Genomic DNA, 11855 nt, shown 5'->3' with positions numbered 1-11855 from the left:
GATTTGTTTCGATTAAATCCCGAAAATTGCTTTGGAATTTTCGGTGGTCACACGGGCAATTTCATCAGCAGAAACATTATAAATTTCCGCAAGTTTGTTGACCACATTTATAATATAGCTGCTTTCATTGCGCTTTCCCCGATATGGGATGGGCGCGAGATATGGAGAATCCGTTTCGAGCACAATATGTTTCAGATCAATCCGGTTCAGAAACTGATCAATTTTACCATTTTTAAAAGTCACAACGCCGCCGATTCCAAGTTTCATATTATAGGAGATGGCTTGCAAAGCCTGTTCGTAGGTCCCTGAGAAACAATGAAAAATCCCGAACAAATCCTCACTTTTTTCACTATCCAAAACTTTAAAAATTTCGTCAAAAGCGTCGCGACAATGAATGACTATCGGTAATTTGTATTGTTTGGCCAGTTGGATTTGATGTTTAAAAGCCGCAACCTGTAAGTCTAAGGTGGTTTTGTCCCAGTATAAATCGATACCTATTTCGCCAATTGCATAAAACTTTTTTCTTGCCAATTGATTTTCAACATGTAGCAATTCTTCCAGAAAATTTTCTTTAACATAGGTAGGATGCAGTCCCATCATCAGAAAAACATGATCCGGGTAATTTTTTTCCAAATCATACATCGTTTGTGTATAAGTGGAATCGATTGCCGGAATAAAGAAACGGGTAACCCCATTTTGAATCGCACGCTGCATCATTTCGGCACGGTCCTGATCGAATTCCTCGCTATACAAATGGGTATGGGTATCAGTGATTATCATTTATTCAAATTGAAGTGGCAAAGTTACTATTTTGGAGTTTTAGATTATTTGAATTTTTAGATTATTTGAATTTTTAGATTACTTTTGATACTCACCGCCGATTTATGAAAAACCTTCACGAGATTCTTAAAAAAGAAAAGTACCGGAAAATTAAATTCAAAATCACCAAAACCCAACATCTGTTAATTAAAGCGAAAATTAATGGGGTGACGGGCAATTTTATTCTCGATACTGGTGCTTCCAATACGTGTGTATGTTTTGAAAATGTGGCCTTGTTCCACTTAAAGCCTTCCCATTCCAAAACACAAGCTGCCGGAGCTGGGGCAACCGGCATGTTTACTCAGATTGCGACGAAAAACTCTTTAAAAATTGGCTCCTGGCAAAATAATGATTTCGATGTGGTTATTTTTAATCTTTCCCATGTAAACATGGCATTGGTGCAGCACAAGGCCAAGCCTGTCCATGGAATTATAGGAGCCGATGTCCTCCTGACCGGAAGAGGAATTATTGATTACTATAACCGCTATTTATACTTATTAAGGTAATAAAAAGAGTGTTATTTTTTTCACAAATTTTTGTGTTAAAATTATAGCAGGAGTTAAAATTTTTGTTAACTTTATGTTTATTAACACCTTAAAACAACCATTCGTATGAAAAAAGTATTCCTTTTAATGTTAGTGGCCGGATTGACACTACCATTTAACTCTTGTTCATCAGATAATAATTCAACGCCAGGCGATAGTGTAACTATGAGAGTAGGCGGAGTACAAAAAACATTTGATACTGTAGCCGTTACTCAGACCCCCTATACTCAGGATGGAGTTGACTACGTTGATTTAACAATTGTAGCCAGCATGAGCGGAAACCCTGATGAAACAGTGACTTTCGGCGCCGCTAAAGGATTTACGGGGACCGGGAATTCCTGGGGTTATTCATATCTATTGAATAGTGTGGAGTATAATGAAGATGAACTCAACAATCCAATGAACTCCAATATCACCGTGAATAGCAATAATCATCTGGTTGGTACTTTTAGTGGTCCGCTAACTTCCTCCGGAAATGCCAGTGTCGATATTACGCAGGGAACTTTTGATATCACTTATTAATAAAAAAGCCTCAGTATACTGAGGCTTTTTTATTAATATGATAACTATTTATTATAATTCCAATGCTTTCTTAGGATTGTTGTCCATCAATAATTCCACCGGATTTTCCAATGCTTCTTTTACAGCGACAAGGAAACCTACTGACTCACGTCCATCGATAATTCTGTGATCGTAAGACAAAGCCACGTACATCATTGGGTGAATCTCCACTTGTCCGTTTACTGCAATCGGACGCTCAATAATATTGTGCATTCCCAAGATCCCGGATTGTGGCGGATTGATAATTGGTGTAGACAACATACTTCCAAAAACACCACCATTAGTAATGGTAAATGTCCCTCCCGTCATGTCGTCAACGGTGATTTGTCCGTCACGGGATTTGATAGCCAATCTTTTGATTTCGGCTTCCACCCCACGGAACGTTAAGTTTTCAGCATTACGAACTACAGGAACCATTAATCCTTTTGGTCCTGAGACTGCGATTGAGATATCACAAAAATCGTAACCGATTTTATAATCCCCATCAATCATGGAGTTTACATCCGGGTATAATTTCAATGCTCTTGTCACCGCTTTAGTAAAGAATGACATGTAGCCCAAACCTACTCCGCCATGTTTGGCTTTGAATTCGTCTTTGTATTGGTTACGGACCAAATTAATTGGTGTCATGTTTACTTCGTTGAATGTAGTCAACATCGCTGTTTCGTTTTTAGCAGCAACCAGACGTTCGGCCACTTTTCTGCGCAACATCGATAATTTAGTACGTTCTGAACCACGAGATCCACCGGTTGGCGTTCCCATAGATGGCACAGCGTTTACGGCATCATCTTTAGTGATTCTCCCATCTTTACCGGTTCCGGCAATATCCGATGGCTGTATGTTTTTTTCGTCCAATATTTTTCGTGCTGCAGGAGATGGTGTTCCTGATGCATAAGTAGCTGCAGGAGCAGGATCCGGTTTTGGAACTTCTGGTTTTGGCGCTTCAGCAGCGGGTTTTGGAGTTTCGGCCGGTTTTGCTTCAGCAGCAGAAGTCTCAGTTAAACCTGATGGTTTTGCTGCGTCTGTATCGATAAGACAAACTACGGCACCAACGGCAACCGCATCACCTTCTTCGGCTTTGAGTGTAATAATTCCGCTGGCTTCTGCCGGTAATTCCAAGGTAGCTTTATCAGAATCCACCTCCGCAATTGCCTGGTCTTTCTCTACATAATCGCCATCTTTTACTAACCAAGTTGCAATTTCAACTTCTTTGATTGATTCTCCCGGTGAAGGAACTTTCATTTCTAAAATCATCTTTTATATAATTTTATGTGTGTTGTTAATTATCGATATATCAAAAATACTATATTTTTAGCCCTGATGGAAGCGGCATCCCGTGCTTTTTTGCGCGGATACAGCGGACAGCAGGAAATAGCTCCTAATTAAATAAATTTTTATCAAAAACCATCGCAATGGCTGAAGCATGGCGTTTTTTAGAACGCGCGTAACTTCCCGCAGCCGGTGCACTGTAGGCTTTTAATGATGCTAATCTTAGTTTTACTAAATCAAAATTCATCAACATAAAACTGTAAGCGCCCATGTTTTTTGGTTCTTCCTGTGCCCAAACATAATCGTCGGCATTTGGATATTGTGCTATAATAGCTTTCAATTGCTCAACCGGCAATGGAAACATTTGCTCAATACGAACCAAGGCAACGTCTGTTCTGTTTAGGTTTTCTCTTTCGGTATGCAGATCGTAATAGAATTTCCCGGTACAGAATACCAGGGTTTTCACCTCATTTTTGTTTGCTTCGACATCATCTATTGTTTCCTGGAACGTTCCGGTTGCAAACTCATCTGCAGAGGAAACCACTCTTGGATCACGCAACAAACTTTTCGGTGTGAATACGATCAATGGTTTTCTGTATGTCGTTTTCATCTGTCTTCTCAACAAATGGTAAAAATTGGCTGGCGTGGTACAATCGGCAACAAACATATTTTCGTTGGCACACATCTGTAAGTAACGCTCCATTCTGGCTGAGGAATGCTCCGCACCCTGGCCTTCATAACCGTGAGGCAATAACATTACCAGACCGTTCTGGTTGTTCCACTTGTCTTCTGCAGCTGATATATATTGATCCAGCATAATTTGGGCACCATTGCTGAAATCCCCAAACTGTGCTTCCCAAATCGTTAATGTTTTAGGGCTTGCCAAAGCATAACCGTAATCGAAACCAACCACTCCATATTCAGATAAAAGCGAATTGAATATGTTGAATTTCCCTTTTTGGTTTTTCAGTTGTTGCAATAAGATGACTTCTTCTTCCGAATCTTCTACTTTTACAACGGCATGACGGTGAGAGAAAGTCCCTCTTTCTACGTCCTGACCTGAAATACGAACATCATACCCTTCCACCATCAACGAACCGTAAGCCAATAATTCGGCCATAGCCCAATCCAGCTTGTCCGTTTCGAAATACATGGTCTTTCTATCATTGATTAATTTCTGAATCTTACTGATGAATTTTTTATCCGAAGGTAATTCAGTAATCACTTTTGCAATTTCGGTCAAGCCTTCTTTCGGGAAAGTTGTATCCACATTTTTAAGCATTTCCAATGCATCAGCCTGTGCATATCCCTGCCATTCATTCTGCATGAAAGGTGTAATTATAGTCAGGTCTTTTTTGCGGGAAGCTTCCAAATTTTCTTCCATGACCGCTTTGTATTGAACCTCTAAGCCTTTTACATAAGCATTGTCAATAACCCCTTCTGCGATTAAACGCTCCGCATAAATATCTCTTGGATTTTTATGTGTGGAGATAATCTTATACAGTTTTGGTTGTGTAAAACGAGGTTCATCCCCTTCGTTGTGGCCATATTTTCTGTATCCTAATAAATCGATGAAGACATCGCTTCCAAACTGCATTCTGTAATCCAGTGCAAATAACATCGCATGAACCACCGCTTCGGTATCATCCGCGTTGACATGCAATACCGGTGATAACGTAACTTTGGCGACATCCGTACAATAGGTTGACGAACGCGCATCCAGGTAATTTGTTGTAAAACCGACCTGATTGTTAATGACAATATGAATCGTTCCGCCTGTTTTGTATCCGTCCAATTGTGCCATCTGAACAATTTCGTATACAATTCCCTGGCCGGCAACTGCCGCGTCTCCGTGAAGTGCAATTGGCAATACTTTAGAAAAATCGTCCGGAAAATAACGGTCTTGTTTCGCTCTGGTAATTCCTTCGATTACAGCACCTACTGTCTCTAAATGCGACGGGTTGGGCGCTAAATTGATATTGATGCTTTTTCCTGATTTTGTTTGTCTGTCAGAAGTCAAACCCAAATGGTATTTCACATCCCCGTCAAACAAGACGTCATCATCATAATCTTTTCCGTCAAATTCAGAGAAAATATCCTGAGTGGATTTTCCGAAAATGTTGGCTAATATATTCAAACGGCCACGGTGTGCCATCCCCATTACAAATTGCTCTACCCCCTTTTCGGCGGCGGCCTCAATCAAAGCATCCAATCCGGGAATGATACTTTCTCCTCCTTCAAGAGAAAAACGTTTCTGACCCACATATTTGGTATGTAAAAAGTTCTCGAAAGAAACCGCGTCGTTTAATTTTCCTAAGATATTTTTCTTCTCCTCTGCCGAGAATTTTGGAGTATTGTCGTTGTATCCTATTTTATCCTGAATCCATTGCACTACTTCGGGTTTACGGATGTACATATATTCCACCCCGATGGACTGGCAATATATTTTATCCAGATGATCCAGGATTTCCTGTAAAGTGCAAGGTGCAATCTTGATTATTTTGGCAGCATCAAAAACAGTTGTTAAATCTGATTTTGAAAGTCCGTAATTCTCAAGTTCTAAAGTGGGTGTATAGGATCTTCGGTCACGAACCGGATTGGTTCTGGTAAACAAATGACCACGTGTTCTGTAAGCATCTATTAATTTAAGAACATTAAATTCTTTTTGTAGTTTTTCTGAAACCAACGCGCAATCCTGATTCTCCGCAGCGTAATTTGCCATTTGAGTGGCCGGATTTTCATCGTTGTATGTTGCCATTCCGAAGTCGAAACCTTGAAAAAAACTTCTCCAGCTTGGTTCAATGCTGTCCGGATTTTCTAGATATTGCTCGTATAAATCGGCGAAAAATTCTGTATGTGCTGCGTTTAAAAAGGAAAACCTATCCATAAATGTTGTTAAATAAACTGATTTGTAAAATAGTCCCGCAAAAGTACAATAAATGGTATAAATTATTAATGATTTTTGGATACTTTTATATTATTAAAATTAACCACCGAAAAACCATGAAAAACTTATTTATATTTCCGGTTTCCAAAGTTGTTTTTACCATAATGTGCAGTGTTTTTTATTTGACTGTATCAGCGCAGGAACCTGTGGAAAAACCCGTCGAACCACCGAAACCACCAAGCGAATTCTGGAAACACGTTCAGTTTGGCGGCGGATTGGGAGTAGGCGTCGGATCCGGATATACTGATATTACGGTTGCACCGAGTGCCATTTATAACTTCAACCAGTATGTTGCCCTGGGAGTTGGGGCGCAGTATACTTATGTGGAACAAAAGCAATTTTATTCCTCACATCTTTATGGGGGAAGTATAATAGGCTTGTTTGCTCCGATAGAGGAAATACAACTTTCGGTTGAAGTAGAACAACTGCGTGTAAATTATGATTTGGCTGCCACTTCGGAATCCAGAGATTTCTGGAACACGGGGGTGTTTTTAGGAGGAGGTTACCGCTCAGGCAACGCTACCATTGGCGTTCGGTATAATGTGTTGTTCAATAAAAACGACAATGTGTACGGGGATGCTTTTATGCCATTTATCAGAGTTTATTTCTAATATCTAATTCTTAATGTGATATATAATCTCAACTTGTGTTCCTCCTTTTTTATCTAGCCTCAATTTGAAGACTAAAACACAATCTGTTAACACGGTTGTAACTACCTATTTTAACACAATTTACAACTATCTGTTTTGTAAATATTCCCCTGTTAATAAAAATTTAAAAAAAACTTGTATTAAAAATTGCAGATTTAAAAAAAACATTTAAGTTTGGCCTACCCAAAACTAATAATAATCCTACAAAATATATGCATATATAAAAACCCTCAGACATAGTTTTACAAACATGATGAATCTAACTGAAATTAGAGTAAATTTGATAGATTGTACAAATAGTACAGAGAAGCATCTATCAATTAAAAAATTTATTAGTCTCTTCGAGAAAAGCGAAATCAACAATTCTTTTGAAAAAGCTTTTCATGCCGTTTCTTTAGCTTATAAAGCAAAAACCCATCTCAATCCGATAAAGAAGATTCACTATCTGAATATGTTTCATAAAAACATCAATGAAGCGATAGTGGAAACTAATAATTCTTATGAAGCCGTTTTTTTGAGACATCTGATCCAAAAAAATATTCCCAGAGGCTTAGGATTTTCAGACTCCTATGAAAAGGACTCATTATTCTTAAAAGAAAAAATTACTGATATCGACAGCCTTGGGTTTGACGATAATTACAAAAATTTTATTGTTGGGTTTTTAAGTAAATCAAATTAACAATATGTGTTTAAAAGTAGAATTAGAAAATGCTCTAACACAATATTGTAATTCGAAGGTTATAGATAGTTCTCTTCAAACAGAATTAACTTACGGCGAAATATTTAAGGAGATAAAAAGACTGGAACGCATTTTTGATGACGTGGACTTTAAAGGCAAAATAATTGTCTTTGATTTCAATGAAAACTCCATCAATCTCGTGGTATTATATCTTTTTATGATAGTACAAGAAGCTATTCCTGTAGTTTTAGAAGTGTCGGGGATTTCATCTAATTTACTAAAAGAACTTCCTTACTTTGCCATAATCAAGAATAGAAAATCAACCTTAATATTAGAAAGCGATTTCGAGTTTTCTAACTATGAAACACCGTACGGGGCCGTTTTGATTAAACAAAATTCATTCGGAATGCCAACGTTTGCAGATTGTGCCTTATTGCTTACAAGTTCAGGGACAGCCGGGGCTAAGAAAATTATTAAATGCAGTTCCGAAGGTATTATATCCAATATATATTCTAATATAAAATCGCTAAATATAACATCAAGGGACAGCACCTTATTGTGTTTGCCCATATACTATTCCTATAGTTTAATAGGCCAATTTTTTTCACATTTGTTTCAAGGCGGCAATATTATTATCGCGCCCTATAAATTTGTTTCCTTTTCATTAGAATATCTGTTGAATTATTATAAGCCTACCAATTTTTTCACCACCCCGACTCAGGTAAATGTGTTGCTGGCTTTTAATATGAAACAATACGCATTTTCACTACGGTTCGTGGCTATTGGCGGAGGCTATTTAAATAGATTCAGCTTTTTGAATTTTACAAAAAAATATCCTGCAGCAGTTTATTATAAAACGTATGGCATTACGGAAGCTGGGCCAAGAGTGTCCACCTATGCAATTGAGCATATTGATGCGCCGTCTTTCGAACCCAATTATTTAGGGAAGCCTCTTGAAAACGTCACATTATCATTAGGCGAAAATGCCGGTAATTATATGGATTTTGCCATCAATTATCTACAGATATCCACTCCTTCCATATTTAAAGGTTATTTATTATGCGGTAGCGAGTCAGCTCAAGCCCGTTTGCTGGAAACAGGGGATATTGTCTATGGAAGAGAAAATGGAATTTATATATTAGGACGAAAATCAGATTATTACACATTAGATTCAACTGGTTTCTGGAGCTTTGAGATAGAAGATCTACTTTTTGAACAAATATCCGGATTACTGAAAATCAAAATTTCAAGAAATGAGGAAGATATTCATATTGGGATTATGAAACATCCCAAGATAAAATTGGACTATGGGGAAATAATAGCTCCACTGAACAAGAGATTTGGACAATCTACCATGAAAAATATAATTGTCGAAAATTATAATGAGCAGTTTGTTTTCACCAAATGATTCCGTTTGGGTTTTGTATGCGGTACATGAAGAAACCCAAGAGTTAATTTCAAAGAAGAGAATGTCCGCTTTAATGGTAGAGTATTTTTTTAATATCCATAACAAAGGGATTACCCTAAATAAAGATAATGACGGCAAGCCCCATTTAAGTGACTCTAATTACAAAATAAGTATTTCAAACTCAAAAAATATTACAGTATGCGCTATTTATAGTAAGGAAATAGGGATTGATATTGAATTTAAAAGAAAAATCGACAGTGCGTGTTTTGTATTTTTAAACAACATTTATTCAGATTACATAAGTGTAGCAAGCCTGGAGGAATGGGTGAAATTTGAAAGCAGTTTAAAATTAAAAGGATTAAAGCTAGAAAGTGTAGCAAAGAAAAAAATTTCAGATATAAATATTTTTAAAGGGATTATTTATAAAGAATTGTTTTTAGACGCAAATTATGTTGCTTTCCTGAGTTCGGATGATCCAATTGATACAGTTAATTATAAAAATATTTCATTTAATACATTAAAAAATTATGTTAGAGACAAAAACATTTCCGAAGCCGGAAGATATATTACCTCATGACAAACCAATGTCATTAGTGGATAAAATCACAAAATTTGAATATGGCTTGTTTTTAGAAGCTAAAACTTCATTTGATCCTTCTTCTTTCTTTTTTCAGGGACATTTTACGGATAACCCAATAACTCCGGGAATAATTTTAATTGAAACCATGTTTCAGACCTGTGGATTATATCTACGATTAAGCGCTGAACATTCAAAAGAATTTCAGGTTATACAAGGCAGAGCCGTAAAAGTGAAAGAAGCCTCTTTTCTAAAAGAAGTAAAACCCAATGAAGAAATGACCATCACTGTCAATTATAAACACCGAATGATGAATTTTTTCAGCTTTGACTGTTATATAATGTTAAATGACAAAGTAGTCTGTAAGAGTGAATTAGTTTTATCCTAATCTGAAATGAAAAAAAGAATAGTTATAACCGGTTGGAGCTGTCTATCTTCCCATGGGCTTTCAAATGAAGAATTTGAAAATTCATATACCTCAAAAGTAGCCTATACTCAAAAAGAGAATTGGCAAAAGGAAGGTATAGGAAAGCAATATTTTGGCGAAGTTCCTGCCTTCGATATTTTAAAAGAGCTGCCATCTCTAAAGCCTCCTTTTCCTAACAGATATTCCAGTCTGGGAATATTAGCCTGTCTTAATGCATTGAAAGACGCCGACTTAGCCGAGAGAGCAGACTTACTGGAGACTGCCGGGCTAATCATCACCACTACTTTAGGAGCGAGTAAAGCTATTCAGGAGTTTTTAGGCAAATTATACACCAAAGGACCCGATAAACTGAGTCCGTTTGTTTTCTCTAAAGCAACCTCCAATAGTATTCTTGGAGATGTATCAAGAGTCTTAAAAATAAAAGGGCCCGGTTCTTTAATTTACGGAGAAGATAGTATAACGTATGGTATAGATTTAATTCAAAACGACCATGCAGAGATTATTATCTGCGGAGGTGTTGATGAACTAAGCGAAACTTCCCTGCTAGTCGCTAAAGAAATGAATCGGTTATTGGAGCCTGACGGAGATGAGGCCATTGATCAGATTAACAATACTACCGCTAGAGACAATTACATTTTTGGGGAATCCGCTTCTTATGTAATAATTGAATCTTTGGAATCTGCACTGGTAAGGAATGCTAAGATATATGCTGAAATTGTGGACCATAAACAATTTATGGATTCAAAATCAGACAAAGTGATTTTTACGAGATCCAGTGAGGACTTGACCTTTCAGGTAGAACGTTTCCTGCAGCAGAATAACCTGGCAACTACAGATCCCATTTTATTTTACGGATCGGCATGTTTACCATGGCATGTGCATTCTTATGAATGGGAAGCATTGGGCAATACCTCTTATAATTATTTGTATGCTAATTCAAAAATTTTGCTTGGCGAAGGACTTTCAGGATCCAACAATGCTACTATAGCCTCCGCAATTTTAGGATTGCAAAACAATAAGTTTCCGAGTGTATTTAAAGACGCAACCTTTTTGAATACGCCACCAGAAAACGTAACCATGGATTTTGACGAATTAGAATTATCCCAAATGGTTTTAACTAATACCTTTTCGACAGGAGGAAATAACACTTTATTATTATTAAAAAAATACGAATCAGAATGGAAGAAGTAACAAAAGCAGTTTTTGTCTCTGGCGGAGCCCGAGGAATTGGTAAAGCAATATGTTTGAAATTTGCAGAGGATGGATATCAAGTCTATTTTACGTATAAATCTAATGAAGCGGCAGCGGATGAGTTAGTTGAATTTATTGAAACCAATTACAGTTGTCCTAAACCGAAGGGATTCATGTGTGACATGACGAACCCGGAAGCTGTAAAACAGATTTTTAAAGAAAATAGGACTGATTTTAGTTCTATTCAAACCCTGGTAAATAATGCCGGCGGACACGGGAAAACGGTGCCATTTTTATTTTGTTCAAATGACCATTTTTGGGATATGATCGATTTAAACCTGAAATCTGTGGTAAATGCTTATAGAGAAACACTACCGATATTTATTAAAAACAAAGGAGGCAGAGTAGTAAATATTACCTCATTATCCGGTCCAAAAGGAAATCCGGGACATTCATCTTATGCCGCTTCAAAAGCAGCAGTAGCCTCCCTATCAAAATCTATCCTGAAAGAGATTGGGCCAATGGGCATCACTATAAATTCAGTTGCTCCTGCATTTGTGGAGACTGACAGTATTAAGGACCTTACGGAAAAGTATTATAAACTACGTATAGAAAACAGCATTTTAAAAAGAATGGCTACCGCTGAAGAAATCGCTAATCTGGTTCATTATCTGGGTTCTACGTCTCCTGCTTACCTAACAGGACAGGAAATTATTATTGACGGAGGAATCTCAGGATAGCAGAAAAGCAAGGGCAGTGTAGTAATGTAAGTAGTGAATCAA

General features: G+C 37.4%; 12 protein-coding genes. 9 read left to right on the top strand and 3 right to left on the bottom strand.

Annotated elements, in window-relative coordinates; translation table 11 throughout:
- Nucleotides 1-12: 12 nt before the first annotated feature.
- Entirely contained in the window at nt 13-780 is a 768-nt protein-coding gene (locus FNW07_RS03190; protein WP_126744700.1) for a TatD family hydrolase, read from the bottom strand.
- A 104-nt stretch (nt 781-884) separates the two neighbouring features.
- Between FNW07_RS03190 and FNW07_RS03185 the strand changes: the two genes are divergently transcribed.
- Complete coding sequence (locus FNW07_RS03185; protein ID WP_126744699.1) at nt 885-1325, top strand: retropepsin-like aspartic protease; 441 nt, start codon at nt 885-887, stop codon at nt 1323-1325.
- A gap of 105 nt (nt 1326-1430) precedes the next feature.
- Nucleotides 1431-1886 (top strand): hypothetical protein, encoded by a 456-nt coding sequence (locus tag FNW07_RS03180; RefSeq protein WP_126744698.1) that lies wholly within the window; start codon nt 1431-1433, stop codon nt 1884-1886.
- Nucleotides 1887-1937: 51 nt separating this feature from the next.
- Here FNW07_RS03180 and odhB read toward each other — a convergent pair whose 3' ends face one another.
- Complete coding sequence (gene odhB, locus FNW07_RS03175) at nt 1938-3179, bottom strand: 2-oxoglutarate dehydrogenase complex dihydrolipoyllysine-residue succinyltransferase (protein ID WP_126744697.1); 1242 nt, start codon at nt 3177-3179, stop codon at nt 1938-1940.
- A gap of 124 nt (nt 3180-3303) precedes the next feature.
- Entirely contained in the window at nt 3304-6081 is a 2778-nt protein-coding gene (locus FNW07_RS03170; RefSeq protein ID WP_126744696.1) for a 2-oxoglutarate dehydrogenase E1 component, read from the bottom strand.
- 116 nt (nt 6082-6197) lie between these two features.
- On the opposite strand from FNW07_RS03170, the gene FNW07_RS03165 reads away from it, so the two are divergent.
- The 7 genes from FNW07_RS03165 (at nt 6198) to FNW07_RS03135 (ending at nt 11813) form a co-directional block, all read left to right on the top strand.
- On the top strand, nt 6198-6752 hold the full coding sequence (locus FNW07_RS03165) for a hypothetical protein (RefSeq protein WP_185964608.1): 555 nt from the start codon (nt 6198-6200) through the stop codon (nt 6750-6752).
- 289 nt (nt 6753-7041) lie between these two features.
- Nucleotides 7042-7470 (top strand): hypothetical protein, encoded by a 429-nt coding sequence (locus FNW07_RS03160; protein WP_126744695.1) that lies wholly within the window; start codon nt 7042-7044, stop codon nt 7468-7470.
- A gap of 4 nt (nt 7471-7474) precedes the next feature.
- Entirely contained in the window at nt 7475-8878 is a 1404-nt protein-coding gene (locus FNW07_RS03155) for an AMP-binding protein (protein WP_126744694.1), read from the top strand.
- A complete protein-coding gene (locus FNW07_RS03150; protein WP_144265609.1) occupies nt 8853-9455 on the top strand; it encodes a 4'-phosphopantetheinyl transferase superfamily protein in 603 nt (200 codons plus the stop codon). The genes FNW07_RS03155 and FNW07_RS03150 overlap by 26 nt, the downstream gene beginning before the upstream one ends.
- Nucleotides 9406-9843, top strand: coding sequence for a 3-hydroxyacyl-ACP dehydratase FabZ family protein (locus FNW07_RS03145; protein WP_126744692.1), 438 nt, complete (start codon nt 9406-9408; stop codon nt 9841-9843). The genes FNW07_RS03150 and FNW07_RS03145 overlap by 50 nt, the downstream gene beginning before the upstream one ends.
- Nucleotides 9844-9849: 6 nt before the next feature.
- Nucleotides 9850-11073: a beta-ketoacyl synthase N-terminal-like domain-containing protein gene (locus FNW07_RS03140; RefSeq protein WP_126744691.1), complete on the top strand. Its 1224-nt coding sequence runs from the start codon at nt 9850-9852 to the stop codon at nt 11071-11073.
- On the top strand, nt 11061-11813 hold the full coding sequence (locus FNW07_RS03135; RefSeq protein ID WP_126744690.1) for an SDR family NAD(P)-dependent oxidoreductase: 753 nt from the start codon (nt 11061-11063) through the stop codon (nt 11811-11813). The genes FNW07_RS03140 and FNW07_RS03135 overlap by 13 nt, the downstream gene beginning before the upstream one ends.
- The last annotated feature ends 42 nt before the right edge of the window (nt 11814-11855 follow it).

Source organism: Flavobacterium sp. GT3R68, from assembly GCF_007109225.1.
Classification (GTDB): domain Bacteria; phylum Bacteroidota; class Bacteroidia; order Flavobacteriales; family Flavobacteriaceae; genus Flavobacterium.
Note: the sequence above shows the minus strand (reverse complement) of the source record. Positions and strands in the feature narration are given on the sequence as shown.